Below are 24,167 nucleotides of genomic sequence, written 5' to 3' on the forward strand. Positions count from 1 at the left end.
AGCTTGCCGCCTACCTGACCGAGCGCAGGGGCGCGGCGAAGCGTGGCAGGACGCGGGCCAGGACCTCGGCGATGTAGCCGAGGAACAGGGTGCCGAGCGAGCTCTTGTAGTGTTGCGGGTCGGGGCTGCCGATCGCCAGCACGCCGTGCAGGCCCTGGTGGGACAGGGCGACCATCGCGGCCGAGCCGACCTGCGGCGCCTCTTCGCCGAACAGGAACTCCAGCTCGGGGGCGCGCAGCACGCCGCAGACCGTCTTGTTACCGCCGAGCAGGCCGCCGATGGCCTGGTGGGCCTCGGCGTTGCTGACCCAGCGGCCGACTTCCAGCGGCGTCTCGTTGAACAGGATCAGGCTGACGTGCGGCACCTGGAAGGCATGGCGCAGGCTGTCTTCCACGGAACCGACCACTTCCTCCAGGCTCGCCGCGTCGAGCAGGTCGAGCACCAGGCGGCGGGTCTTGTCGAACAGCCGGTCGTTGTCGCGGGCCACGTCCATCAACTGCGACAGGCGATGGCGCATCTCGATGTTGCGTTCGCGCAGCAGCTTGACCTGGCGCTCGACCAGCGACACGGCTTCGCCCGGCAGGTGCGGGATGCGCAGCTCGGGAATCAGCTCCTCGTGGTCGACGAAGAACTCCGGGTGCTGGCGCAGGTAGGCGGCCACCTGCTCGGCGTCCAGGGGGGCGGGCTGCTGTTGATCGGTCATAGACGAACCTGTCCTTCGTACACGCGAACGGCGGGTCCGGTCATCATAACCGGGTGGCCCGGACCTGCCCACTCGATGGCCAGCTTGCCGCCGGGGAGTTCCAGTTGCAGCGGCGAGTCCATCCAGCCCTGGCGAATCGCCGCCACCGCCGCCGCGCAGGCACCGGTGCCGCAGGCCTGGGTCTCGCCGGCGCCGCGTTCCCAGACGCGTAGCCTGGCGTTCCGGCGGTCGATCACCTGCAGGAAGCCGACGTTGACCCGCTGCGGGAAGCGCGGGTGATGCTCCAATTGCGGGCCCAGTTCGTGCACCGGAGCGGTCTGGACGTCGTCGACGCGCAGCACCGCGTGGGGGTTGCCCATCGACAGCGCGGCCAGTTCGACGGTCTGCCCGTTGACCTCGACCGGGTAGCTGAGCGCCTCGCCGTCGGCCTGGAAGGGGACCTGCTGCGGCGCCAGGCGCGGCGGGCCCATGTCCACGATGACCTGGCCATCCGGGCGCACGTTGAGCTCGATGATGCCGCCCTTGGTCTCGACGCGGATCTTCTTCTTCAGCGTCAGGCGCTTGTCGAGCACGAAGCGGGCGAAGCAGCGCGCGCCGTTGCCGCATTGCTCCACTTCCGAACCGTCGGAGTTGAAGATGCGGTAGCGGAAGTCGACGTCCGGGTTGGTCGGCGCCTCGACCAGCAGCAACTGGTCGAAGCCGATGCCGGTGTGGCGGTCGCCCCACTGCTTGGCGTGCTTGGGCTGGATGTGCGCGTGCTGGCTGATCAGGTCGATGACCATGAAGTCGTTGCCGAGGCCGTGCATCTTGGTAAAACGCAGCAGCATGACATCACTCCGGCAACAGGCTTTCGCCGGCGAACAACTCGGGCAGCGTCTCGCGGCGGCGCACTTCGAAGGCCTGCCCGCCGTCCACCAGCACCTCGGCGGCGCGGCCGCGGGTGTTGTAGTTGGAGCTCATCACGAAGCCGTAGGCGCCGGCCGAACGCACGGCCAGCAGGTCGCCCTCGTCCAGCGCCAGGTCGCGCTGCTTGGCGAGGAAGTCGCCGGTCTCGCAGATCGGGCCGACGATGTCGTAGCTGCGGGCCTCGCCGTCGCGCGGCCGCACCGGCACCACGTCCATCCAGGCCTGGTAGAGGGCCGGGCGGATCAGGTCGTTCATCGCCGCGTCGACGATGGCGAAGTCCTTGTGGGCGGTGTGCTTGAGGTATTCCACGCGGGTCAGCAGCACGCCGGCGTTGGCGACGATGGAGCGGCCCGGCTCGAACACCAGGGCCAGGTCGCGGCCGGCGATGCGCTCGCGCACCGCCTGGATGTAGTCGCCGGCCAGCGGCGGCTCCTCGTCCTTGTAGCGCACGCCGAGGCCGCCGCCGAGGTCGAGGTGGCGGATGCGGATGCCGCGCGCGGCCAGGCGGTCGACCAGCGCCAGCAGGCGTTCGAGGGCGTCGAGGAACGGCGGCAGGCTGGTGAGCTGCGAGCCGATGTGGCAGTCGACGCCGACCACCTCCAGGTTCGGCAGCCCGGCGGCGCGGGCGTAGACCGCCTCGGCTTCGTCGATGTCGATGCCGAACTTGTTTTCCTTGAGGCCGGTGGAGATGTACGGGTGGGTGCCGGCGTCCACGTCCGGGTTGACGCGCAGCGACACCGGCGCCTTGACGCCCAGGTCGGCGGCGACTTCCTGCAGGCGCTCCAGCTCGACGGTGGATTCGACGTTGAAGCAGTGCACGCCGACTTCCAGGGCGCGGCGCATGTCGTCACGGGTCTTGCCGACGCCGGAGAAGACGATCTTGCCCGGCTCGCCACCGGCGGCCAGGACGCGTTCCAGTTCGCCGCGCGAGACGATGTCGAAGCCCGCGCCGAGGCGTGCCAGGGCATTCAGCACGCCGAGGTTGGAGTTGGCCTTGACCGCGAAGCAGACCAGGTGCGGCAGGCCGGCCAGGGCTTCGGCATAGGCGCGGTACTGTGCCTCGATATGGGCACGGGAATAGACGTAGGTCGGGGTGCCGAAGCGCGCGGCGATCGCGGACAGCGCCACGCCCTCCGCGTACAGTTCGCCGTCGCGGTATTCGAAGGCCTCCATCAGATGCCTCCTTTAGAATTCGTAGACGTCTTTTTCGTGCTGTTTGGCGGCCTTTTCATCGTCCGGGTGGTACAGCGGGCCTTTCTGGCCGCAACCGGCGAGCGCACCGCAGAGCACGGCGAGGGCGAGCAGGGGAAGCAGCAGGCGCTTCATGGTGGAATCCTTGTAAAAGCGTGAATTGCGCCGGAGTATACCGACCCCCCGCTTCATTGCCTATGCGCGGACCGTCCGCCCGGCGGCTCGAAGCCAGGTGTGGCGCGGGGTGGATGACAGCGGCGGACGAAACCCTCTCCCTCCGGGAAAGGGCAGGGAGAGGGGCGGAGTCCGCCATGGGCGAAGAAGTCTTGTGCAAGACGAACCCGGCCCCTCACCCCAACCTTCTCCCGGAGGGAGAGGGAGCATATGTCGCCGGCCTGTTCCATTCATTGGGCTCCCGCGTTCGCGGGAGTGACATGGGGATGGGCCACGCTCGGTCTTTCTTCCGTCATCCCCGCGAACGCGGGGACCCAGTAACCTGGCCACCCATGGGTCCACACCGAAGGAGAATCGATGGACAGTTCGCCGCCGCTCGCCAGCTCAGTCTCGGTGGCTTACCTGCAAGGGCTGGTGGACCACTTGCAGCGCCACGGCATCGAGCCGGCGGCGCTGCTCGCCGAGGTGCAACTGACGCCGGCGATCCTCGCCCAGCGCGACCAGCGCATCGCCGCGTCCGCCTATCTCAAGCTGCTCGGCCTGGGCGTCGAGCTGACGGGCGACGACTGCCTCGGCCTGCATCTCGGCGAATCGGTGCGCCCCGGCTACTACGGGGTGCTCGGCTACCTGGTGATGAGCTGCGCGACCCTCGCCGATGCGCTGCACCGCCAGGCCCGCTATGCCGCGCTGGTCGGCAACCTCGGCCTGGTCGGCCTGGACGACGAGCCGCCGCGCCCCGGCCTGGAGCCGCAGGTGGCGCTCGGCTGGCAGCCGCTGCTGATGCAACAGCGGCGCCAGGCCAGCGAGGAGACGCTGGCCGCCTGGCTCAGCTTCGGGCGCTGGATCAGCGGCCTGGACGTGGCGCCCACCGAGGTGCGCTTCCAGCACGCGGCGCCGGCCGACACCGCCGAGCACGCGCGGATCTTCCGCTGCCCGGTGCTGTTCGGCCAGGCCGACAACGTCCTGGTGTTCCCCAAACGTATGCTCGCCACCCCGCTCGGCCAGGCCGACGCCCAGGTGCGCGGCACCCTCGACGCCTATGCCGACCGCCTGCTCGGCGAGCTGCACGGCGGCAGCGTGCTCGACCGCGCGCGCCTGGAACTGGCCGGCCAGCTCGGCGAACGGGTGCCTGACCTGGAGTCCCTGGCCGAACGCCTGCAACTCAGTCCGCGTACCTTGCAGCGGCGCCTGCGCGAGGCCGGGTTATCCTTCAGTCAGTTGCTGGACGAGACGCGCCAGCAACTGGTGCTGCATTATCTGCGCGACCCGACGCTGGAGCTGGCCGACATCGCCTTCTTCGTCGGCTTCAGCGAATCCGGTTCGCTGGTCCGTGCCTTCCGCCGCTGGACGGGACAGAGCCCGAGCGAGTACCGTCGCCGGCTGCCCGCCGGGTGAGTCTTTTGTTTCGAGGAGCTTTCCGATGAGTTTGACCGAATCCCGTTTCCACGACCTGGTCGATGCCGCCCAGCAGGCCGTGGAGGACATCTTCGATGACAGCGACCTGGACCTCGATCTGGAGAACTCCGGTGGCGTGCTGACCGTGCGTTTCGCCAACGGCAGCCAGGTTATCCTCAGCCGCCAGGCGCCGATCCGCCAGTTGTGGCTGGCGGCGCGCTCCGGCGGCTTCCACTTCGACTACGACGAAGAGAGCGGGCGCTGGGTGTGCGATACCAGCGGCGAAGTCCTCGGCGAGATGCTGGCACGGGTGACCCTCGAACAGGCCGGCGAGGAGCTGGAGTTCGACGAACTGTAGAACGGCGTGGCCCGGGTGAGACCCGGGGAGGCACGCGGACGCCGTTCACGCGAAGGCCGTAATCCGCGGGTGCGACCGGCCGGTATTGCTTATTGCCGCCACTGTGGTACGTTCGGCTGACAGCTCAGCACACAAACCCCGTCTTCGGTCGGGGTTTTTGCTTTTTTATGCCTTATTCAAGGAGTCAGGCCTTCATCATGAACAGCACCCCGTCGATCACCATCACCCGCCTCGACCTGCAACGCCTGGAGCGTCTGCTCGACAGCCTGGAGGAGTTCGGCCCCGGTGCCGAGGCGCTCGAGCAGGAGCTGGCGCGCGCCCAGGTGGTCGGTCTGGATGAGGTGCCGGCCGGCGTGGTGACGATGAATTCGCGGGTGCACTGCCGCGACGACAACACCGGCAAGGAGTACCACCTGACCCTGGTCTACCCGGAAGACGCCGGCGGCGAGGGCAAGGTGTCGATCCTCGCCCCGGTGGGCAGCGCGCTGCTGGGCCTTTCGGTCGGCCAGCACATCGACTGGCCGGCGCCGGGCGGCAAGACCCTCAAGCTGACCCTGCTGGCGGTCGAGTACCAGCCGGAAGCAGCGGGCGAATACCAGCGCTGATCTCCTACATTGCGCAGGAGCGGCCCATGGCCGCGAATCGCAGGCATGGCCAGCTCCTGCATATGATGCTCTCCATCCGCTCAATCGTCCTGCAACGCCTGGTTCAGCGCCGTTTCCAGGCGTGCCTTGTAGCGCAGGTAATGGATGCTCTGTAGCTGGCCCTTGCCGAGCACGCGGGACAGGTCGAGGTCGGTGATATAGCAGGGGTAGCGCTCGCCGCCGCTGCGCTGGGCGAGGATGTGCCGGGCTACCGCGCGGTACAGCCCGGCGCCGTATTCCAGTTCGGAGAATTCCCGGTGGTTGCAGTACAGGGTGGCCTGCATGCGACCGCCGGTGGTCGGCTCGAGGATCGCCTGGACGTCGTAGAACGGATGGCTGACCGCTGTCTCCGGCGCTTCGCGGGGTTCCAGGCGCTGGGCGCGCAGCGGCGCCGGCGGGACGATCCGGTAGTAGCGGATTTCCAGGGCGGCCACGTCGGGCGGGGCGTCCAGGGCCAGGCTGGCGTTGCGCCGATAGAGCAGCGATTGCAGGAAGCGGTGCAGCGGCGTGAGCAGGCTCTGTTCGTCGTGGAACGGCAGTCGCTGGCGCCACAGGGCGTTGTGCTCGTCGAGCACGCTGAGCTCGGCCTGGTCGCCGTGCAGGCGGTAGAACACTTGCAGGCAGTCCGGCTGGCCCTGCGGCAGGATCAGCGCCAACTCGTTGCCTTCCAGGGCGTGGCGGTCCAGGTGCAGCGGGGCGAAGGCGGTGCGCGCCTTGCCCAGGTAGTCGAGCAGCGCGGGCAGGTCGGCCAGCGTGGTGTGGCTCACCTGTCCGGGATGCAGGTCGAACACGTGGTACTGCTGGCGTAGCTGGACCAGGTGGCGGCCGGGGGTGGCCGAGCCATAGTGCCCAAGCACTTCGCGGAACAGCGTCTCGACCCGCTCGGCGATGGCCGGCGCGCGGTTGCGGCAGAAGCAGCGCACCCGCAGGTTCGGCTGCGGCCCGCCGGGCGGCAGGGCGTTGAGGTAGTCGCGCAGGCAGTCGAGTGGCGCGTTGGGGCCGTCGTAGCGGCTGACCACCAGCTCATTCCAACTGTTCAGGCTGATCTGGTCGAGGCTCTGCACCAGGTTCTCGCGTACCCCGGAATAGCCCAGCGAGTCGGTGCGTCCGCTGGTCAGGTGGACGTTGAGCTGGCTGTGCTGCTTGAGCGGGTCGATGCCGATGTTGAGCAGCAACAGCACTTCGCGCGGTATGGCGGCCTTCAGCAGGGCGCTTTCCGGGACCGGCTCCAGCGGCAGCGGGAAGGCCTGGCGCAGGCTGTCCAGCAGATTGCCCAGCTCGAATTCGGTCAGGTCGCTGTTCCCGGGGTGCAGGGTTAGCTTGGTGCTGGCGTCGATCACCCCGTTGCGGTGGCTCCAGGCGAGCAGTTCGCCGAGGGTGCGGCTGCGCTTGAGTGGCGAGAAGTCCGGCCACTCGCGGGCGCCGAGGCTGCCGGGGAACATCGCCCACAGGCTCTCCCAGGGGCTGTCCACGCCCGGGCAGTGGACCAGGGTGAGGTTGTCCTCGGCGAGGTCCGGGGCGATGCCCGGGTTGATGAGCTCGATCTTGCCCGCCTTGCGGTCGAAGGCCGCGTACAGGCGCCGGCCGAGCACGCCGAGATCGTGGCTGCTCATCGGGCTGATGGCTTGCAGGCGGCGGGCGAACTGGGTGAGGAAGTGGTAGCTGTGGGTCAGCTCGTTGACCAGCATGCGTCGTTCGCCGACGACCTGGCGCACCTTCCACTGGCTGCGACTGTCGAGCTGGGTGAGCTGGCGCGACGTCCAGCGCCAGTCGCCGGTCAACCGTTCGAGAAGCAGGCGCTGCCAGCTCTTGGCGCGGTTGCGCGGCGGGCGGCTGAGTTTCTTGCCGACCTTCAGGTACAGGCTGCGGCGGACCAGCTCCAGGCGCTCCGTCTCGCCGCGCGCGCCGAGGTATTCCTCCAGGCGGCGGTAGACCATCACGTAGGGGTCGAGCTCGTCGAGGTCCAGGCGGTTGGCGAAGACCGCCTGCTTGAAGCGCAGCGCCAGGCAGTTCACCTGCGGGTGTTCGCTGGCGTAGACCTCGCTGAGCAGCAGCTTGAGCACCGACTTGTAGGGCGAATCGATGCCCTTGAACAACTGCCACATGCCGGCGCCGATGAACTCGCCCGGCGGGATATGGGCCAGGTGGCCGAGGTCGAGCACGTCCTGGGCGCGGATGAAGCGCCTGGACAGCAGCTTTTCGCAGTACTCGGCGTAGCGGCCTTCCTCGTAGACCGGCACCAGCCACCACAGCGGCGTGCGCCCTCCGAGCCAGATCGCCGTGCGGTAGAACTCGTCGAGCAGCAGGTAGTGCTGGGTGGTGCCGCAATCGTCGGAAGTCAGTCGCGCCTCGCGGGCGCCAGCGGTGAAGCGCTGCGGGTCGACGAGGAAACAGTGCACCTCGGCGCCCTGGGTCGCCGCCCAGGCTTCCAGCGCGTCGCACTTGCGGCGCAGCTCGGCGATCGCGGTGGTGGACAGTTGCGGGTCATGGCAGACCCACAGGTCCATGTCGCTGATCTCGGCCTGCGCCACGGTGCCCAGGCTGCCCATCAGGAACAGGCCCTGGATCGGCCGGGCCGGCCGCTCCCCACGCTGCGGCTTGTAGGTGAACGAGCGGGTCAGCCGCTGGGCTTCGGCGAGCAGCGCCTCGTCCGGCTCGAAGCCGCACACCCCGGCCGGGGTGGCGGCCGAGACGTAGCCGGGCAGCAGCGGATGGTTGACGTGGAACAGCAGCGGCAGCAGGCGCAGGACCAGTTGCTGGCGGGTCGACAGCGCCTGCTGGGCGCGCAGCAGGCGCCCCTGGTTGACCTTGAGGAAGCGCGCGCGCAACTGCGCCAGGACCTTGCGGTCGATGCCGTCATCGATGTCGGGGCGGATTTCCTCGGCGCGCGTCATGGAGTGTCGATCGGGAAGGGAGCATGGGTCAGTGCCCCCTGTATCGGCACGGACGCGACTTAGCTTGAGTGCTCGGGCTCGGAGACGAGGATGGTCAGCAGCGCTTGTGCGTGTTCGGCGGCGTCCAGCCCCAGGCTGGTCAGGTAGCCGCCGTCGGCCTGGGTGATCAGCCCCTTGTGGTACAGGCGGGTCACCGCGCCCTGGGCCTTGGGATTGGCGTTGTTGTGGACCTTGAGGCCTTCCTGGTGGTTGTCCAGGTTGTACAACGCGAGAATTTCCAGCTCGGCGATCAACTCGGGGGTGAAGGTCATGGGGCGTTCCTGTTTTCTTGTCGTCTGTCGGGGCAGTGTAGCCGGGGTGGCACCGGCGCGGGTGGAACGTCGGTCGGGTTCGGAGAGTAGGGTGGGCTTCAGCCCACCATTGGCAACTCAACCGCTTGATTGGGAGGGCTGAAGCGGAACGCCGCCCGGCCCGCCCTACAGGTCAATCATCTTCGCCCGGCAGGTCGGGCAGGGCGCGCAGCATCCGTTCGTAGCCGTCCATGTCGAACGGCCGGTCGTCGCGGAGCATGGCATCGATCTCATGGGCCAGCACCAGGGCCATCAGGTGCAGGATTTCCTCGCGCTCGTAGCCGACCAGGGTCAGCTTGTTGAGGGTGGCCTGCACCGCCGCTGGCTCTCCGGCTTCCAACTGGTTCTCGATGGCCTGGACCAGGGTGGTTTCGGCGAAGGCTTCGTCGTCGCTGTCGTCGTGATCGGTCATGCGGGGCTCCTCAATCCTCGCCGGCGGCGAAGGCGCTCAGCGCGTCGCCGGCCAGCCGGTAGGTGGTCCATTCGTCCTGCGGGCGGGCGCCGAACGATTCGTAGAACTCGATGGCCGGGGTGTTCCAGTCCAGCACCGCCCATTCGAAGCGGCCGCAGCCGCGCTCCACGGCGATGCGCGCCAAGTGCCGCAGCAGTGCCTTGCCGGCGCCGAGGCCGCGTGCCTCGGGGCTGACGTAGAGGTCTTCCAGGTACAGGCCGTGCTTGCCCAGCCAGGTCGAGTAGTTGAAGAAGTACACCGCGTAGCCGATCGGCGCGCCATCGCGCTCGCAGATCAGCGCTTGGGTGGTGGAGCCTTCGCCGAACAGGCTGTCGCGGATGCCGGCCACGTCGGTCTTCACCTCGTGCTCGGCCTTTTCGTAGATCGCCAGGTCGGTGATGAAGCGCAGGATCAGCGCGGCGTCTTCGGCGGTGGCGGGGCGGATGTGCAGGGGCATGGGAGGTCCTGGTGGATGATGATGGTCTGTCCCTCACCCCAGCCCTCTCCCGGAGGGAGAGGGAGCATGTCCGTGCGTTCGTTCGGCTTCGAAGTCATGCGCGGCGCCGAGCGGTCCCCTCTCCCCCTGGGAGAGGGCTAGGGTGCGGGGCGGAGTATCCGGCTATCTCAGCGCCCGGCCAGCAACGCCTTGCCCCGTGCAACAGCCGCCCGCACCTGGGCCGGAGCGGTGCCGCCGATATGGTCGCGGGCGTTGACCGAGCCTTCCAGGGTCAGCACGGCGAACACGTCGTCGTCGATCTGGTCGCTGAACTTGCGCAGTTCGTCCAGGCTCATCTCGGCCAGGTCCTTGCCGCTGTCCACGCCATACTTCACCGCGTGGCCGACGATCTCGTGGCAGTCGCGGAACGGCAGGCCCTTGCGCACCAGGTAGTCGGCCAGGTCCGTCGCGGTGGAGAAGCCGCGGCGGGCCGCCTCGCGCATGATCTCGCGCCTGGGCTTGATCGCCGGGACCATGTCGGCGAAGGCGCGCAGGCTGTCGCGCAGGGTGTCGGCGGCGTCGAACAGCGGTTCCTTGTCTTCCTGGTTGTCCTTGTTGTAGGCCAGCGGCTGGCCCTTCATCAGGGTCAGCAGGCCGGTCAGCGCACCGAACACCCGGCCGGACTTGCCGCGCACCAGCTCCGGCACGTCGGGGTTCTTCTTCTGCGGCATGATCGAGCTGCCGGTGCAGAAGCGGTCGGGCAGGTCGATGAACTGGAACTGCGCCGACGTCCACAGCACCAGCTCCTCGGAGAAGCGCGACAGGTGCATCATCGCCAGCGAGGCGGCGGCGCAGAATTCGATGGCGAAGTCGCGATCCGACACGCCGTCCAGCGAGTTGCCGCCGACCTGCTCGAAGCCGAGCAGCTTGCAGGTGATCTCGCGCTGGATCGGGTAGGTGGTGCCGGCCAGCGCGGCGCTGCCCAGGGGCATGCGGTTGACCCGCTTGCGGCAATCGACCAGGCGCTCGTAGTCGCGGCTGAGCATCTCGAACCAGGCCAGCAGGTGGTGGCCGAAGGTCACCGGCTGGGCGGTCTGCAAGTGGGTGAAGCCGGGCATGATGGTGTCCGCTTCCGCCTCGGCGAGGCCGAGCAGGCCCTGTTGCAGGCGGGTGATCTCGGCGAGGATCAGGTCGATCTCGTCGCGCAGCCAGAGGCGGATGTCGGTGGCCACCTGGTCGTTGCGCGAGCGGCCGGTGTGCAGCTTCTTGCCGGTGACGCCGATACGGTCGGTGAGGCGTGCCTCGATGTTCATGTGCACGTCTTCCAGATCGACGCGCCAGTCGAAGGTGCCGGCCTCGATCTCGGCCTGGATCTGCTTCAGCCCATCGACGATGCTGTCGCGCTCGGCCTCGGTCAGCACGCCGACCTGGGCGAGCATGCTGGCGTGGGCGATGGAGCCCATGATGTCATGGCGGTACAGGCGCTTGTCGAAATCGACGGAGGCGGTGAAGCGGGCGACGAAGGCGTCGACGGGTTCGCTGAAGCGGCCGCCCCAGGACTGGTTGGTTTTTTCGCTGCTCATGGGATTCGCTCGGCTGACGGGCAGGCCGCGGACGGCGGCCGGCATTGAACTGTGCCGCATGATAGCAGGCTCGGTGGCCGGGGCGGCGCGACGCTTTGTCCGGGACCAATGTCGCGGGTTGTGCGCAAATTCTGGCGCGGCTTTTCGGTTCGGTGCTTTTATTGCAGCTATTGCAACAGACGTGGCCATTTGCCGGCCTTCTTGACGGATAACCGATGCATATCGACTGGTTCAAGCTCAACGACACAAGCGTGGTCGCCCCTGCCGACGACTTCTTCCTGCCCGAGCTGTGCGCCGCCGAGGCATTGCTGGTGCTGGTGCTGCTGGCCGAGTTGCTGGTCCTCGCGCTGGTGCTTTCCGAGCCGATGGTGGGCGGCTTCAACTGGGTGCGTCTGGCGCTGACCTCGCTGTTCGTGCAGTGGATCGTGCTGCTCTCGGCCGGCGTGCTGTGCCGCCTGCGGCCCTTGCTGTCGCGCCTGCGCGCGGCCTGGGCGGGGCTGATCTGCAGCCTGGTGGTGGTGGCGCTGACCATGGCCTGCACCGCGGTCGCCGACTACTACGAGCTCGGCGGGCCCATGTCCGGTGGCGGCGAACTGAGCCTGTACCTGCGCCATGCGCTGATCAGCCTGATCATGTCGGCGCTGCTGTTGCGCTACTTCTACCTGCAGAGCCAGTGGCGGCGCCAGCAGCAGGCCGAGCTGCGGGCGCGCCTCGAATCGTTGCAGGCGCGCATCAAGCCGCACTTCCTGTTCAACAGCCTGAACAGCATCGCCAGCCTGGTGACGGTCGATCCGGGCAAGGCCGAACAGGCGGTGCTCGACCTTTCCGACCTGTTCCGCGCCAGCCTGGCCAAGCCGGGCAGCCTGGTGACCTGGGGCGAGGAACTGGAACTGAGTCGCCGCTACCTGTCCATCGAACAGTACCGCCTCGGCGACCGCCTGCAACTGGAGTGGCAGGTGGATGGCGTGCCGGCCGACCTGCCGATCCCCCAACTGACCCTCCAGCCGCTGCTGGAAAACGCCCTGATCCACGGCGTGCAGCCGCGCATCGAAGGCGGCCTGGTGCGGGTCGAGGCGGACTACCGCGACGGCGTGTTCCACCTCTGCGTCAGCAACCCCTACGACGGCGACGAGCCCCAGCGCCCCTCGCGCGGAACCCAGCAGGGCCTGGTGAATATCGATGGCCGGCTTGCGGCACTTTTCGGGCCTCGCGCGAGTCTGAGCGTGGATCGCCGTGACGGCCGCCACTACACCTGTCTACGCTATCCTTGTGCGAGACTCACGCAGGAAGCCAGAGCAATATGAATGTCCTGATCGCTGATGACGAACCCCTTGCCCGCGAGCGCCTTACCCGCATGGTCGGCGAACTCGATGGCTACCGTGTCCTGGAGCCCGGCGCCAGCAATGGCGAAGAGGCCCTGACGCTGATCGACAGTCTGAAACCGGATGTGGTGCTGCTGGACATCCGTATGCCCGGCCTCGATGGTCTGCAGGTGGCCGCCAAGCTGTGCGAGCGCGAGGCGCCGCCGGCGGTGATCTTCTGTACCGCCCATGACGAATTCGCCCTGGACGCCTTCAAGGTCAGCGCGGTCGGCTACCTGGTCAAGCCGGTGCGCGCGGAGAACCTCGCCGAGGCGCTGAAGAACGCCGAGCGTCCCAACCGCGTGCAACTGGCGGCACTGACCCGGCCGGCCGCACAGTCCGGCACCGGCCCGCGCAGCCATATCAGCGCGCGTACCCGCAAAGGCATCGAACTGGTCCCGCTGGACCAGGTGATCTACTTCATCGCCGACCACAAGTACGTCACCCTGCGCCACGAAGGCGGCGAGGTCTTGCTCGACGAACCACTGAAGGCCCTGGAAGACGAGTTCGGCGACCGTTTCGTGCGCATCCACCGCAACGCCCTGGTCGCCCGCGAACGCATCGAACGCCTGCAACGCACCCCGCTCGGCCATTTCCAGCTCTACCTCCGGGGCCTGGGCGGCGACGCCCTGACCGTCAGCCGCCGGCACGTCGCCGGGGTGCGCAAGTTGATGAATGTGCTCTAGCTGAAAGGACGATAAAAGCGCTGGAGGCTGGAAGGCTGGACGAAAAGGCGGTCCGGCTTTTGTAGGGTGCGCCGCGCGCACCGTTTACCCTGGCGCCAGCAGGGTGTTTCGCTGGAGGCGCAGGTGTCGGCCCCGGATCGGTGCGCACGGCGCACCCTACGTGTTTGTTGGATTCCCGCGTTAGCGGTGGCCCAATAAACAGCCACGTAGCCCGGATTGCATCCGGGCTACTCGTCTGCTTTTGTAGGAGCCAGCTTGCTGGCGATGCTTTGGCGTTGCTGGGGATCGCGCGCATGGCGCGCTCCTACAGCTCGGCATCGAGGTTGCGTTCGTAGGGTCGGCGGGGACGCCCAGTTCCATGGCCGCGAAAAGGTTTGACGGATAGGGAAGTGGCCAGAACGCTGTCCAGCCTCCAGCCTCCAGCCTCCAGCCTCCAGCCTCCAGCCTCCAGCCTCCAGCCTCCAGCCTCCAGCCTCCAGCCTCCAGCCTCCAGCCTCCAGCCTCCAGCCCTGTTATCATTCCGGCATTCCTGGTTTTCGAGTGCCGTCATGTCTTCCCGTGAAATCCGCATTGCCACCCGCAAGAGTGCCCTGGCCCTGTGGCAGGCCGAGTACGTCAAGGCTCGTCTGGAACAGGCCCATCCCGGGCTGGTCGTCAGCCTGGTGCCGATGGTCAGCCGTGGTGACAAGCTGCTCGACGCGCCGCTGGCGAAGATCGGTGGCAAGGGGTTGTTCGTCAAGGAGCTGGAAACCGCGCTGCTGGAGAACGAGGCGGACATCGCCGTGCATTCGATGAAGGACGTGCCGATGGACTTCCCCGAGGGGCTCGGCCTGTACTGCATCTGCGAGCGCGAGGACCCGCGCGACGCCTTCGTCTCCAATACCTTCGCCAGCCTCGACGCGCTGCCGGCCGGCAGCGTGGTCGGCACTTCCAGCCTGCGCCGCCAGGCGCAACTGCTGGCGCGCCGGCCGGACCTGAAAATCCAGTTCCTGCGCGGCAACGTCAACACCCGCCTGGCCAAGCTGGACGCCGGCGACTACGACGCCATCATCCTCGCCGCCGCCGGGCTGATCCGCCTCGGTTTCGAGTCGCGCGTCCGCTCCTTCATCAGCGTCGAAGACAGCCTGCCGGCCGGTGGCCAGGGTGCGGTGGGCATCGAGTGCCGCAGCGCCGATGCGGAAATCCACGCCTTGCTGGCGCCGCTGCACCACCGCGACACCGCGCTGCGGGTCACCGCCGAGCGTGCGTTGAACAAGCGTCTCAACGGCGGCTGCCAGGTACCGATCGCCTGCTACGCCGAGCTGGAAAACGGCCGGTTGTGGCTGCGCGGCCTGGTCGGCCAGCCGGACGGCGGCCAGTTGCTGCGCGCCGAAGCCAGCGCCTCGGAGAGCCAGGCCGAGGCGCTTGGCGTACAGGTCGCCGAGGACCTGCTGAGGCAGGGCGCCGAGGACATCCTCAAGGCGGTGTACGGCGAGGCCGGCCACCCGTGACGGACTGGCGCCTGCTGCTGACCCGCCCGGCCGAGGAGTGCGCGGCGCTGGCCGCGACCCTGGCCGAGCAGGGCGTGTACGCCAGCAGCCTGCCGCTCCTGGACATCCAGCCGCTGGAAGAGACCCCCGAGCAGCGCGCCGTCATCCTCGATCTGGACCGCTACCAGGCGGTCATCGTGGTCAGCAAGCCGGCCGCGCGCCTGGGCCTCGACCTGCTCGACCGCTACTGGCCGCAGCCGCCGGCGCGGCAGGCCTGGTTCAGCGTCGGCGCGGCCACCGGCCAGTTGCTCGACGACTACGGGCTCGACGTGGGCTGGCCGGAGAATGGCGACGACAGCGAGGCGCTGCTCGAGCTGCCGCGCCTGCACGAAGCGCTGGCGGTGCCGGCGCCGCGCGTGCTGATCCTGCGTGGCGAGGGTGGCCGGGAATTCCTCGCCGAACGCCTGCGCGGCCAAGGCGTGGCGGTCGATTATCTGGAACTCTATCGCCGTGTCCTGCCGGAGTACCCGGAAGGCGAACTGGCGCGGCGGGTATCCTCCGAACGCCTGAACGGCCTGGTGATCAGCAGCGGACAGGGCTTCGAGCATCTGCGGCAATTGGCCGCCGGTTCCTGGTCCGAGCTGTCCCGGCTACCCTTGTTCGTACCCAGCCCGAGGGTCGCCGAGCTTGCCCGTGCGGCTGGGGCGCGGATTGTTGTGGATTGTCGCGGCGCCAGTGCCGCGGCCTTGCTGGCGGCCTTGCGGGCCTATCCCGCGACCGCCTTCTGACGCAAAGGACGGATACGTGAGCGAAGAAGCATCCTTTCCCCAAGACGACAAGCAAGCCCTGCCGGCCGCTCCGGCTACCACCCCTGTCCGCCGTGGCAACGGCCTCGCCGTGCTGGCCCTGCTGGTTGCCGTGGCCGGTGCCTGCGCCGCCGGCTGGGGGCTCTGGCAGGTGCGCCAGCTCGAGGCGCGCGACCAGCAGCAGCTCGGCTTGCTGAACGAAACACGTGGCGAGGCACAGACGCTCGTCCAGCGCGAGCGGGCGCTGGACGCCCGGTTGAAGCAGTTGCCCACGGCCGACGAACTGGAAGAACGCCGCCGCCTGCTGGCCCAACTGCAAGGCGACCAGCAACTGCTCGCCAAGCGCCTGGAAGGCGTGCTCGGCGCCAGCCGCCAGGACTGGCGCCTGGCCGAGGCCGAGCACCTGCTGCGCCTGGCCAGCCTGCGTCTGTCGGCGTTGCAGGACATCAACAGCGCCACGGTGCTGGTGCAGGGCGCCGACGATATTCTCCGCGACCAGGACGACCCGGCCACCTTCGCCGCCCGCGAGCAACTGGCCAAGGCGCTGGTCACCCTGCGCAGCTTGTCCGAGGTGGACCGTACCGGTCTGTTCCTCCAGCTCGGCGCGCTGCGTGCCCAGTCCGCCCAGCTCAACAGCCTGGCGCCGGCCTTCGTCGGACAGGGCGACGGACACTTCAGCCTGACCGCCGATGGCGACGGCAGCAGCCGCTGGGCGCAATGGTGGGAGGCGTTGTCGCGCTACATCCGCATCGATTTCGACGCCGACCAGAACATCCGTCCGCTGCTCGCTGGGCAGAGCCTGACCCAGGTGCGCCTGGCCCTGACCCTGGCCCTGGAGCAGGCGCAGTGGGCCGCGCTGAACGGCCAGCAGGCGGTCTACCAGCAGGCCCTCGGCCAGGCGCGCGACGTGCTGGAATCCGCCTTCAACGACGACAACCCGGATCGCCAGGCCCTGCTGGCGCGCATCGCTGAACTGATCGACCGCCCGGTGGCGGTCGAGCCACCGGACCTGGGGCCCTCGCTGAGCGCCGTGCAGGCCTATATCGGCCGCCGCCAGGCCGCGCGCAACCAGGCCGTGCCGCCGGAGCAGCCGGAGAACGCAGCGGAGGAGGGCGCCCAGCCATGACGGTCCGGACCCGCGTGCGTGTGCTGCTGATCATCCTGGCCATCGCCGCCGTCATCGGCGGGCTGGTCTGGGCCTTCTCCGAACATGCCGGCTACGTGCTGATCGCCTTCAAGGGCTTTCGCTACGAATCGAGCCTGTGGGCCTTCCTCGCCGTGCTCGCGGTGCTCTGGCTGGTGATCTACCTGGTCCGGCTGGTGCTGCGCCTGGTGTTCGTCTCCGGCGGGGTGGTCAACCCCTGGTCGCGGCGCAACCGCCGCCGGCGCGCGCAACTGGCTTCCGAACAGGGCCTGCTGGACCTCGCCGAAGGTCACTGGGCCCGTGCCCTGCGGCATCTCAAGCGTGCCGCGGAAAACGATACGCAGCCGCTGCTCTACTACCTCGGTGCTGCCCGTGCGGCGCAGAAGCTCGGCGAATACGACGAAAGCGACGCCCTGCTCGAGCGCGCCCTGGAGCGCCAGCCGCAGGCCGAACTGGCCATCGCCCTGGCGCATGCCGAACTGCAGCGCGATCGCGGCCAACTGACCCAGGCGCTGTCGACCTTGCAGGTGATGCGCGACCGCTATCCGAACCATCACCAGGTGCTGCGCCAACTGCAGTTCGTCCTGCAGGAGCGTGGCGATTGGTCGGTGCTGCTGGGAATGCTGCCCGAGCTGCGCAAGAGCAAGGCGTTGCCCGAAGACGAATTGCTGGACCTCGAGCGCCGGGCCTGGAATGCGCGCCTCGCCGAGGCTGGCAGCGAAGGGCTGAATGGCGGCGAGGCCGCGTTGCAGCCGCTGTCGCAGGCCTGGCAGCAACTGCCGTCGGGGCTGCGCCACGACGCCGGGGTGGTCGCCGCCTACGCCGAGCAACTGCGCCGGCTGGGCGCCCAGGAAGAGGCCGAGCAAGTGCTGCGCAAGGCGCTCAAACAGCAGTACGACAGCCGCCTAGTCACGCTCTACGGATTGGTGCGCGGCAGCGATCCGACGCGCCAGTTGCAGACCGCCGAAGGCTGGCTGCAGGATCATCCGCAGGACGCCGAACTGCTCCTCGCCCTGGGCCGGTTGAGCCTGCAGAATCAGTTGTGGGGCAAGGCTCGCGAATACTTCGAGAGCAGCCTGAGCTTCGCGCGCAGCCCGCAGGCCTGCGCCGAACTGGCGCGCCTGCTGGCACAACTGGGCGAGACCTCGCGCAGCAACCAGTTGTTCCAGGAAGGCCTGGGTCTGCTCGACCAGCAGTTGCCCAGCCTGCCGCAACCGGAGCCGGTGCGCGCCTGATCGCCGGCCCATGGCGCCCTCCACGCGTGGCGGAGGAGGGCGGCCGGGCCGGCCATGTGGCATTTTCGCGCAGCCCGTGGCGGCGCCGGTGTCTTGTAAGCGCCAAGTGCTTTCCTCTACCGTAAGCACCTTTTCTTGCCTCTTCGGAGTTCTCATGTCGCTGGCCAGCACACGTTCCCTGTTCCTGCTCGGCTTCCTCGGCTGCCTGGTATTGATGGGCGCCGCGTTCTACCTCGAACACGTGGTGGGTCTGCAACCCTGCCCGCTGTGCATCGTCCAGCGCGTCTGCGTGATCGCCTTCGGCCTGGTCTGCCTGGTGGCCGCCATACACGCCCCGGGTTGGACCGGCCAGCGGATCTATGCGCTATTGGGCCTGCTCAGCGCCGGCGCCGGCGCCGCCACCGCGGGGCGCCAGGTGTGGCTGCAGAGCGTGCCGGCCGACCAGTTGCCGTCCTGCCTGCCGAGCCTCGAATACATGATGGATGCGCTGCCGTTCCAGGACATCGTGCGCCTCGTGCTGCACGGCACCGCGGACTGCGCCGAAGTGAGCTGGACGCTGTTCGGCCTGAGCATCCCGGAGTGGAGCCTGTTGGCGTTCGCCGCGATGATCCTGTTCTCGCTGCTCCAGTTGCTGCGTCGCGCCTGACGCCGTCCAGGCCCTGTCCCGCAGGTTTTCCGGCGGCGCTGTCAATTTGCCGGCGATTGGCTGCGGGGCAGGCGGCACGCGGGATTCGGGTCAAACGTGCGTATGAAGTTTTTTTTATTGACGCCTTGAAGCGGATGCCCGGCGGGCATACTCTGGCCAGCACGCCCCGCCTGAAAAGTCGCAGTTCTGGCGGAGCCTTCCCATGACTTCGGCACCGATTGACAGAAAAGCGTCTCGGAGCGGACGTAGAACACTACTATCGACAAGGGAAGAGAGGTCATCATGCTTGAGAGTTGTCAGAGCGCCCAAGAGCGTTGGGGTGGGGTCAACCTGCTGATCGACCGCTGGTTGCAGGAACGCCAGGAACTGGTCAAGGCCTATGCCGAGTTGCAGAACGGCAACCAGCCGCTGGCGGTGACGGCCGGATCGCTGCAACAGTTCTGCGAGCTGCTGGTGGACTATGTGTCCGCCGGGCATTTCGAGGTCTACGAACAGTTGACCGGCGAAGCCAAGGCCTTCGGGGACCAGCGCGGGCTGGACCTGGCCAAGCAGATCTATCCGCGGATCGAAGCCATCACCCAGGCGGCGCTGGCCTTCAACGACCGCTACGACAATGGCGACAGCCGTGACAACCTGACCGTCGGCAGCGAGCTGAAACGCCTGGGGCAGTTGCTCCACGAGCGCTTCGAGCTGGAAGACTGCCTGATCGAGGTGTTGCACAACGCCCATCAGGAAAAGGCTGAAGCGCCCCTGTAAGACCGGCTCCACGTCCCACCGCGCGTCGGCCAGCGGGTTGGCGCGCACGGTTGCGAGCAGTCGAGTTCAGTCGGCTACATCCAGCAACTCCAGCTCGAATACCAGCGGCGCATAGGGTGGGATCAGATCGCCCGCGCCTTCCGCGCCATAGGCCTGCGCCGAAGGGATCACCAGCCGCCACTTCGCCCCTTTCGGCATCTCCAGCAGTGCGATGCGCCAGCCATCGATCACGCTGTCCAGGTTGAACCACTGCGGTGTCCGGCTTTCGTCGAACAGGCTGCCGTCGGCCAGCCAGCCGGCATAGCGCACCTGCACCTTTCCCCTTGGCCCCGGCTTTGCCCCTTGGCCCGCGCGCAACTCGGTGCGCAGCACACCGCCGTCCAGTTCACGCACGCCGGGCCGGGCTTTCTCGTTGACCAGGAAGCGCCGCTCGATGGCTTGTGCCCGCTGTGTGTCGGCGTTCTGCTGGCGTGCCTCGTGCTCGGCGAGCAGCAGGTCGATCCGCTGTGCGTCGAGGCGCAGCGGTTCGTCGCGATAGGCCTGGCGCAGGCCGGCGATCAGCTCCTCCAGTGGCAGCCCGGGCACCTCCATGCGCAGCCGTTCACCGAGCCGTGCGCCCAGGCCGTAGGCGAGATCGTCCGGTGACTCATCGGCCCGCAGCAGCGGTGCGAACAGCAGAAGACAGAGCAGGAAACGGCGGAACATGAGGTCGACTCTCGCGGGCGTTGGGGCGTGATTATGCCTGTCGTTCGCGTGGAGGTTGGCGGCAGCCTGGCCGGGCGTCTAGTATGGGGCCCACCAATGTCCGCCAGGAGGCAGCCATGTCGGCCAACAAGAAGACGGTTTCCACCCCTTTGCATCTGCTTCAACAACTCTCGAGCAGCCTGCTCGAGCATCTGGAAAATGCCTGTTCGCAAGCGCTGGTCGACGCTGAAAAGCTGCTGACCAAGCTGGAGAAGCAACGCGGCAAGGCGCAGGAAAAACTGCACAAGGCGCGCAGCAAGGTGCAGGACGCCGCCAAGGCCGGAAAGGCCAAGGCGCAAGCCAAGGCCAAGGAGGCGGTGGCCGAGCTGGAAGAACTGCTCGACGACCTCAAGGCCCGCCAGGCCGAGACCCGCTCCTATATCGTCCAGCTCAAGCGCGATGCCCAGGAGAGCCTGAAGCTCGCCCAGGGCGTGGGCAAGGTCAAGGAGTCGGTCGGCAAGCTGCTGGCCAGCCGTAGCGCCAGCGACAAGCCCGCACCGGCCAAGCCCGCAGCGAAACCAGCCGCCAAACCGGCAGCCAAGGCCGCCGCGAAGCCTGCCGCCAAGGCCCCGACCAAGCCTGCTGCGAAGCCCGCCGCGAAAGCAGCCAGCAAACCGGCCGCCAAACCAGCGGCGAAACCGGCTGCTGCGAAACCGGTTGCAGCCAAGCCCGCCGCGAAACCAGCCGCCAAGCCGGCAGCCAAGGCTGCTGCGAAGCCTGTCGCCAAGGCCCCGGCCAAACCTGCCGCGAAGCCCGCTGCGAAAGCAGCCAGCAAACCGGCCGCCAAGCCAGCGGCGAAACCGGCTGCAGCGAAACCGGCTGTGGCCAAGCCCGCCGCCAAGCCGGCGGCAGCCAAGGCTGCTGCGAAGCCTGCCGCCAAGGCACCGGCCAAGCCAGCCGCGAAGCCCGCTGTGAAAGCAGCCAGCAAGCCCGCAGCCAAACCTGCTGCGGCGAAGCCGGCAGTTGCCAAGCCGGCCGCTGCGAAGCCCGCCGCCAAACCGGCCAGCAAGCCGGCGGCGAAGAAGCCGGTAGCCAAGCCTGCGGCCGCGAGCAAGCCGGCAGCACCTGCACCTGCGGCTCCCGCCGCAGCCGTGGTGGCGCCAGCAACTCCGGCGCCGGTCGCCGGAAACGGCAGCAACGCACCGACCAGCGCTTCCTGAGCACTGGTTGCAAGCGACGTCGTACGCCCCGTCGGGGGCGTGCGGCGTTGTCGCTCGGCTAGCCTTTCCCTCCCAGCGCGTCGCGCAGCATCCGTAGCGCGGCGGGTTGTCTCGTTCCGGCCGCTCCGGCCAGTTCCTCCAGCCAATCGTGCGTGCTCTGCGCCTGCTGCCCCGTCGGCCAGGGTTGCGCGGCGCTTTCCAGGCGCAGCAGCAACTGCCGTTCCGCCGCCAGCTCCAGGGCCTTGAGCTGCTCGCGCAGGCCGTGCAGGCAATCGTCCGTCTGGGCCTGGGTGCGCCAGCTCTGCCGCACGTCACGCAATGGGCCGACCACCTGGCGTTGCCAGGGTTCGGCGATCTCCTTCAGGCAAACCACCCGCTCCTCGTCGCATGCCACGCCGAGTTGCGTGAGCCATGCGCCGGCGAGCAGCAGACAGACGTCCGCGCCGGCATCCTGCAATTGCAGGCAGGCCGTCTCGACGCTTTCGCGCTGGTAGAAATGGATGGCAAAACTCCACAGGTCAGACGGCATCTCGCTCTCCGCGCGGTGTCGGGGCGAAGCTGGTAGACTCCGCGCCCATTATGATCCGACTGCAAAACCTCACTTTACAACGTGGCCCGCAGCGCCTGCTCGAAGGCGCCGAGCTGACCCTGCACGCCGGCCAGAAAGTCGGCCTGATCGGTGCCAACGGCGCCGGCAAATCCAGCCTGTTCGCCCTGCTGCGCGGCGAGCTGGGACCGGATGCCGGCGACTGCCAGTTGCCCGCCGACTGGCGCATCGCCCATATGCGCCAGGAGGTCGACGACCTCGAACGCATCGCCGTCGACTACGTGCTCGACGGCGACCAGCGCCTGCGCCAGGTGCAGCGCGAACTGGCTGCCGCCGAGGCGGCCCATGACGGCGCCGCGATCGCCCGCCTGCACCACGAGCTGGATGCCGCCGACGGCTACAGCGCCGACGCCCGCGCCCGCAAGCTGCTCGCCGGCCTCGGTTTCGACAACGCGCAGATGGACCGCCGTGTCGGCGACTTCTCGGGTGGCTGGCGCATGCGCCTGAACCTGGCCCAGGCGCTGATGTGCCCGTCCGAACTGCTGCTGCTCGACGAGCCGACCAACCACCTCGACCTCGACGCCATCCTCTGGCTGGAAGAGTGGCTGAAAGGCTACCCGGGTACCCTGCTGCTGATTTCCCACGACCGCGATTTCCTCGACAGCGTGGTCGACCATGTGGCGCATCTCGAACAGCGCAAGCTGACCCTCTATCGCGGCGGCTACTCGGCCTTCGAGCGCACCCGCGCCGAACGCCTGGCCCAGCAGCAGCAGGCCTACGAGAAGCAGCAGGCGCAACGTGCGCACATGGAAGACTTCATCCGCCGCTTCAAGGCCAAGGCCACCAAGGCGCGCCAGGCGCAGAGCCGCATCAAGGCCCTGGAGCGCCTGGAGGAGCTGGCGCCGGCGCATATCGATTCGCCGTTCGACTTCGTCTTCCGCGAGGCCGACAAGGTTTCCAGCCCGCTGCTGAACATCAGCGAAGGGCGCCTCGGCTATGGCGACAAGGTGGTGCTCGACAAGCTCAAGCTGAGCCTCGCCCCTGGCGTGCGCATCGGCCTGCTCGGCCCCAACGGCGCCGGCAAGTCGACCCTGATCAAGACCCTCGCCGGCGAGCTGCAGCCGCTCGGCGGCCAGTTGCTGCGCGGCGAGAACCTGGCGATCGGCTACTTCGCCCAGCACCAGCTCGACGCCCTCGACGACAAGGCCAGCCCGTTGCTGCACCTGCAGCGCATCGCCCCGAGCGAGCGCGAGCAGACCCTGCGCGACTTCCTGGGCGGCTTCGACTTCCGTGGCGCGCGTTGCGACGAGCCGGTGGTGAATTTCTCCGGCGGCGAGAAGGCGCGCCTAGCCCTGGCGCTGATCGCCTGGGAGAAGCCCAACCTGTTGCTGCTCGACGAACCGACCAACCACCTCGACCTGGAAATGCGCCTGGCCCTGACCCTGGCCTTGCAGGAGTTTGCCGGCGCGGTGCTGGTGGTGTCCCACGACCGCCACCTGCTGAAGAGCACCACCGATGAGTTCCTGCTGGTCGCCGATGGCCGCGTGCAGGCCTTCGACGGCGACCTCGACGACTACGCCCGCTGGCTGATCGACTACCGTGCCCGCCAGCAGCCGGAGACCGCCACGCAGCCAGCGGCGGACAAGACCGACAAGCGCGCCCAGCGCCAGGCCGCCGCCGCGCTGCGCCAGCAACTGGCGCCGCACCGGAAGCAGGCGGAAAAGCTGGAGCGGGAGCTGGGCCAGGTGCAGGAACAGCTCGCCGGCGTGGAAGAGAAGCTGGGCGACAGCGGCCTGTACGAGGCGGCGCGCAAGGACGAGCTGCGTGAACTGTTGGCCGAGCAGGCGCGTCTGAAGACGCGCGAGTCCGAGCTGGAGGAAGCCTGGCTGGAAGCGCTGGAAACCCTGGAAGGCTTGCAGAGAGAACTGGAGGCGAGCGAGTAATGGAAGACATCCGGCTACTGGTCGTGGAATGGAGCGAGCCGCTGGTGCGCGCCGGCCAGGTGATCCTCATCCTGTTGCTGGCCTGGCTGGTGCAACGCATCGTCACCCGTTCCATCAGCCGCCTCGGCGGACGCTATCCGCAAGTGCCGCAGGAACTGCTGCTGCCGCTGCGCGGCGGCCTGCGCTGGCTGATCATGGGCAGCGCCTTCATGCTGGTGCTGGAGCGCCTGGGGGTGTCCGCCGAGGTGCTGTGGACCGCGCTGACCGGCTTCACCGCGGTGGCGGCGGTGGCCTTCTTCGCGATCTGGAGCGTGCTCTCCAACCTGTTCTGCTCGGTGCTGATCTTCGCCCTCGGGCCGTTCCGCCTCGGCGACGTGGTCGAGGTGGTCGACAGCGGCGACAAGCCCGGCGTGAAGGGCCGTGTCGTGAACATCAACCTGTTCTATACCACCCTGAACGATGTCGACGAAGGCAATGCCGGCGCGTTGCTGCAGATTCCCAATAGCCTGTTCTTCCAGAAGGCCGTGCGTCGCTGGCGCGGCCCCGACTATCCCATCATCAACCGAACCAACGAGAACTGAACGA

25 protein-coding genes are annotated in these 24,167 nt (G+C 68.1%); 14 read left to right on the plus strand and 11 right to left on the minus strand.

Annotation, left to right across the window (positions count from 1 at the left end):
- Positions 1-10: 10 nt before the first annotated feature.
- The 4 genes from PSEWESI4_RS03055 to lptM are packed head-to-tail and all read right to left on the minus strand — an operon-like array spanning position 11 to position 2,935.
- A complete protein-coding gene (locus tag PSEWESI4_RS03055; RefSeq protein WP_187669702.1) occupies positions 11-703 on the minus strand; it encodes a DUF484 family protein in 693 nt (230 codons plus the stop codon).
- Positions 700-1,530 (minus strand): diaminopimelate epimerase, encoded by an 831-nt coding sequence (gene dapF / locus PSEWESI4_RS03060; RefSeq protein ID WP_187669703.1) that lies wholly within the window; start codon positions 1,528-1,530, stop codon positions 700-702. The genes PSEWESI4_RS03055 and dapF overlap by 4 nt, the downstream gene beginning before the upstream one ends.
- Before the next feature lie 4 nt (positions 1,531-1,534).
- Entirely contained in the window at positions 1,535-2,782 is a 1,248-nt protein-coding gene (gene lysA / locus PSEWESI4_RS03065; protein WP_187669704.1) for a diaminopimelate decarboxylase, read from the minus strand.
- A gap of 12 nt (positions 2,783-2,794) precedes the next feature.
- Positions 2,795-2,935, minus strand: coding sequence for an LPS translocon maturation chaperone LptM (gene lptM, locus PSEWESI4_RS03070; protein ID WP_187669705.1), 141 nt, complete (start codon positions 2,933-2,935; stop codon positions 2,795-2,797).
- A 396-nt stretch (positions 2,936-3,331) separates the two neighbouring features.
- Here lptM and PSEWESI4_RS03075 point away from each other — a divergent pair, with 396 nt between their 5' ends.
- The 3 genes from PSEWESI4_RS03075 to rnk all read left to right on the plus strand — a co-directional run bounded on the left by PSEWESI4_RS03075 (position 3,332) and on the right by rnk (position 5,332).
- Positions 3,332-4,369, plus strand: a complete 1,038-nt coding sequence (locus tag PSEWESI4_RS03075; protein WP_187669706.1) for an AraC family transcriptional regulator — start codon at positions 3,332-3,334, stop codon at positions 4,367-4,369.
- Between the two features lie 25 nt (positions 4,370-4,394).
- Entirely contained in the window at positions 4,395-4,727 is a 333-nt protein-coding gene (cyaY, locus tag PSEWESI4_RS03080; protein WP_187669707.1) for an iron donor protein CyaY, read from the plus strand.
- A gap of 197 nt (positions 4,728-4,924) precedes the next feature.
- A complete protein-coding gene (rnk, locus tag PSEWESI4_RS03085) occupies positions 4,925-5,332 on the plus strand; it encodes a nucleoside diphosphate kinase regulator (protein WP_187669708.1) in 408 nt (135 codons plus the stop codon).
- An 80-nt stretch (positions 5,333-5,412) separates the two neighbouring features.
- Here rnk and PSEWESI4_RS03090 read toward each other — a convergent pair whose 3' ends face one another.
- From PSEWESI4_RS03090 to argH, 5 genes are all read right to left on the minus strand, one after another.
- Positions 5,413-8,265: a class I adenylate cyclase gene (locus PSEWESI4_RS03090; RefSeq protein WP_187669709.1), complete on the minus strand. Its 2,853-nt coding sequence runs from the start codon at positions 8,263-8,265 to the stop codon at positions 5,413-5,415.
- Between the two features lie 59 nt (positions 8,266-8,324).
- Positions 8,325-8,576, minus strand: a complete 252-nt coding sequence (locus PSEWESI4_RS03095; protein ID WP_187669710.1) for a TIGR02647 family protein — start codon at positions 8,574-8,576, stop codon at positions 8,325-8,327.
- A gap of 172 nt (positions 8,577-8,748) precedes the next feature.
- A complete protein-coding gene (locus PSEWESI4_RS03100; RefSeq protein ID WP_187669711.1) occupies positions 8,749-9,027 on the minus strand; it encodes a hypothetical protein in 279 nt (92 codons plus the stop codon).
- 10 nt (positions 9,028-9,037) lie between these two features.
- Positions 9,038-9,523 (minus strand): GNAT family N-acetyltransferase, encoded by a 486-nt coding sequence (locus PSEWESI4_RS03105; protein WP_187669712.1) that lies wholly within the window; start codon positions 9,521-9,523, stop codon positions 9,038-9,040.
- A 167-nt stretch (positions 9,524-9,690) separates the two neighbouring features.
- On the minus strand, positions 9,691-11,085 hold the full coding sequence (gene argH, locus PSEWESI4_RS03110; RefSeq protein WP_187669713.1) for an argininosuccinate lyase: 1,395 nt from the start codon (positions 11,083-11,085) through the stop codon (positions 9,691-9,693).
- 215 nt (positions 11,086-11,300) lie between these two features.
- Here argH and PSEWESI4_RS03115 point away from each other — a divergent pair, with 215 nt between their 5' ends.
- The 8 genes from PSEWESI4_RS03115 (at position 11,301) to rsd (ending at position 19,188) form a co-directional block, all read left to right on the plus strand.
- Positions 11,301-12,389, plus strand: a complete 1,089-nt coding sequence (locus tag PSEWESI4_RS03115; protein ID WP_187669714.1) for a sensor histidine kinase — start codon at positions 11,301-11,303, stop codon at positions 12,387-12,389.
- Entirely contained in the window at positions 12,386-13,132 is a 747-nt protein-coding gene (locus tag PSEWESI4_RS03120) for a LytR/AlgR family response regulator transcription factor (RefSeq protein ID WP_187669715.1), read from the plus strand. The genes PSEWESI4_RS03115 and PSEWESI4_RS03120 overlap by 4 nt, the downstream gene beginning before the upstream one ends.
- Positions 13,133-13,680: 548 nt before the next feature.
- Complete coding sequence (gene hemC / locus PSEWESI4_RS03125; protein ID WP_187669716.1) at positions 13,681-14,622, plus strand: hydroxymethylbilane synthase; 942 nt, start codon at positions 13,681-13,683, stop codon at positions 14,620-14,622.
- Complete coding sequence (locus PSEWESI4_RS03130; protein ID WP_187669717.1) at positions 14,619-15,389, plus strand: uroporphyrinogen-III synthase; 771 nt, start codon at positions 14,619-14,621, stop codon at positions 15,387-15,389. The genes hemC and PSEWESI4_RS03130 overlap by 4 nt, the downstream gene beginning before the upstream one ends.
- 16 nt (positions 15,390-15,405) lie before the next feature.
- On the plus strand, positions 15,406-16,533 hold the full coding sequence (locus PSEWESI4_RS03135; RefSeq protein ID WP_187669718.1) for a uroporphyrinogen-III C-methyltransferase: 1,128 nt from the start codon (positions 15,406-15,408) through the stop codon (positions 16,531-16,533).
- Positions 16,530-17,786, plus strand: coding sequence for a heme biosynthesis HemY N-terminal domain-containing protein (locus PSEWESI4_RS03140; RefSeq protein ID WP_187669719.1), 1,257 nt, complete (start codon positions 16,530-16,532; stop codon positions 17,784-17,786). The genes PSEWESI4_RS03135 and PSEWESI4_RS03140 overlap by 4 nt, the downstream gene beginning before the upstream one ends.
- Positions 17,787-17,940: 154 nt before the next feature.
- Positions 17,941-18,432 (plus strand): disulfide bond formation protein B, encoded by a 492-nt coding sequence (locus tag PSEWESI4_RS03145; RefSeq protein ID WP_187669720.1) that lies wholly within the window; start codon positions 17,941-17,943, stop codon positions 18,430-18,432.
- A gap of 282 nt (positions 18,433-18,714) precedes the next feature.
- Positions 18,715-19,188, plus strand: coding sequence for a sigma D regulator (gene rsd / locus PSEWESI4_RS03150; RefSeq protein WP_187669721.1), 474 nt, complete (start codon positions 18,715-18,717; stop codon positions 19,186-19,188).
- 66 nt (positions 19,189-19,254) lie between these two features.
- Here rsd and PSEWESI4_RS03155 read toward each other — a convergent pair whose 3' ends face one another.
- Entirely contained in the window at positions 19,255-19,893 is a 639-nt protein-coding gene (locus tag PSEWESI4_RS03155; protein WP_187669722.1) for an FKBP-type peptidyl-prolyl cis-trans isomerase, read from the minus strand.
- Between the two features lie 116 nt (positions 19,894-20,009).
- Here PSEWESI4_RS03155 and PSEWESI4_RS03160 point away from each other — a divergent pair, with 116 nt between their 5' ends.
- Positions 20,010-21,092, plus strand: coding sequence for an AlgP family protein (locus PSEWESI4_RS03160; RefSeq protein ID WP_187669723.1), 1,083 nt, complete (start codon positions 20,010-20,012; stop codon positions 21,090-21,092).
- A 58-nt stretch (positions 21,093-21,150) separates the two neighbouring features.
- Here PSEWESI4_RS03160 and PSEWESI4_RS03165 read toward each other — a convergent pair whose 3' ends face one another.
- On the minus strand, positions 21,151-21,621 hold the full coding sequence (locus PSEWESI4_RS03165) for a TIGR02444 family protein (protein WP_187669724.1): 471 nt from the start codon (positions 21,619-21,621) through the stop codon (positions 21,151-21,153).
- Between the two features lie 50 nt (positions 21,622-21,671).
- On the opposite strand from PSEWESI4_RS03165, the gene PSEWESI4_RS03170 reads away from it, so the two are divergent.
- On the plus strand, positions 21,672-23,582 hold the full coding sequence (locus PSEWESI4_RS03170; protein ID WP_187669725.1) for an ATP-binding cassette domain-containing protein: 1,911 nt from the start codon (positions 21,672-21,674) through the stop codon (positions 23,580-23,582).
- The gene (locus PSEWESI4_RS03175) at positions 23,582-24,163 is read left to right on the plus strand and encodes a mechanosensitive ion channel family protein (protein WP_187669726.1); all 582 of its coding nucleotides are present in this window, start codon (positions 23,582-23,584) and stop codon (positions 24,161-24,163) included. The genes PSEWESI4_RS03170 and PSEWESI4_RS03175 overlap by 1 nt, the downstream gene beginning before the upstream one ends.
- Positions 24,164-24,167 lie beyond the last annotated feature (4 nt).

It is taken from the genome of Zestomonas carbonaria (assembly GCF_904061905.1).
Lineage (GTDB): Bacteria > Pseudomonadota > Gammaproteobacteria > Pseudomonadales > Pseudomonadaceae > Aquipseudomonas > Aquipseudomonas carbonaria.

Coding starts and splice junctions, on each gene's coding strand:
- rsd (WP_187669721.1), top strand. CDS start 18,715: ATGCTTGAGAGTTGTCAGAGCGCCCAAGAGCGTTGGGGTGGGGTCAAC.
- PSEWESI4_RS03095 (WP_187669710.1), bottom strand. CDS start 8,576: ATGACCTTCACCCCCGAGTTGATCGCCGAGCTGGAAATTCTCGCGTTG.
- PSEWESI4_RS03175 (WP_187669726.1), top strand. CDS start 23,582: ATGGAAGACATCCGGCTACTGGTCGTGGAATGGAGCGAGCCGCTGGTG.
- lysA (WP_187669704.1), bottom strand. CDS start 2,782: ATGGAGGCCTTCGAATACCGCGACGGCGAACTGTACGCGGAGGGCGTG.
- PSEWESI4_RS03090 (WP_187669709.1), bottom strand. CDS start 8,265: ATGACGCGCGCCGAGGAAATCCGCCCCGACATCGATGACGGCATCGAC.
- hemC (WP_187669716.1), top strand. CDS start 13,681: ATGTCTTCCCGTGAAATCCGCATTGCCACCCGCAAGAGTGCCCTGGCC.
- argH (WP_187669713.1), bottom strand. CDS start 11,085: ATGAGCAGCGAAAAAACCAACCAGTCCTGGGGCGGCCGCTTCAGCGAA.
- PSEWESI4_RS03140 (WP_187669719.1), top strand. CDS start 16,530: ATGACGGTCCGGACCCGCGTGCGTGTGCTGCTGATCATCCTGGCCATC.
- PSEWESI4_RS03155 (WP_187669722.1), bottom strand. CDS start 19,893: ATGTTCCGCCGTTTCCTGCTCTGTCTTCTGCTGTTCGCACCGCTGCTG.
- PSEWESI4_RS03170 (WP_187669725.1), top strand. CDS start 21,672: ATGATCCGACTGCAAAACCTCACTTTACAACGTGGCCCGCAGCGCCTG.
- PSEWESI4_RS03075 (WP_187669706.1), top strand. CDS start 3,332: ATGGACAGTTCGCCGCCGCTCGCCAGCTCAGTCTCGGTGGCTTACCTG.
- PSEWESI4_RS03145 (WP_187669720.1), top strand. CDS start 17,941: ATGTCGCTGGCCAGCACACGTTCCCTGTTCCTGCTCGGCTTCCTCGGC.
- PSEWESI4_RS03165 (WP_187669724.1), bottom strand. CDS start 21,621: ATGCCGTCTGACCTGTGGAGTTTTGCCATCCATTTCTACCAGCGCGAA.
- PSEWESI4_RS03120 (WP_187669715.1), top strand. CDS start 12,386: ATGAATGTCCTGATCGCTGATGACGAACCCCTTGCCCGCGAGCGCCTT.
- dapF (WP_187669703.1), bottom strand. CDS start 1,530: ATGCTGCTGCGTTTTACCAAGATGCACGGCCTCGGCAACGACTTCATG.
- PSEWESI4_RS03055 (WP_187669702.1), bottom strand. CDS start 703: ATGACCGATCAACAGCAGCCCGCCCCCCTGGACGCCGAGCAGGTGGCC.
- PSEWESI4_RS03160 (WP_187669723.1), top strand. CDS start 20,010: ATGTCGGCCAACAAGAAGACGGTTTCCACCCCTTTGCATCTGCTTCAA.
- PSEWESI4_RS03115 (WP_187669714.1), top strand. CDS start 11,301: ATGCATATCGACTGGTTCAAGCTCAACGACACAAGCGTGGTCGCCCCT.
- rnk (WP_187669708.1), top strand. CDS start 4,925: ATGAACAGCACCCCGTCGATCACCATCACCCGCCTCGACCTGCAACGC.
- lptM (WP_187669705.1), bottom strand. CDS start 2,935: ATGAAGCGCCTGCTGCTTCCCCTGCTCGCCCTCGCCGTGCTCTGCGGT.
- cyaY (WP_187669707.1), top strand. CDS start 4,395: ATGAGTTTGACCGAATCCCGTTTCCACGACCTGGTCGATGCCGCCCAG.
- PSEWESI4_RS03105 (WP_187669712.1), bottom strand. CDS start 9,523: ATGCCCCTGCACATCCGCCCCGCCACCGCCGAAGACGCCGCGCTGATC.
- PSEWESI4_RS03100 (WP_187669711.1), bottom strand. CDS start 9,027: ATGACCGATCACGACGACAGCGACGACGAAGCCTTCGCCGAAACCACC.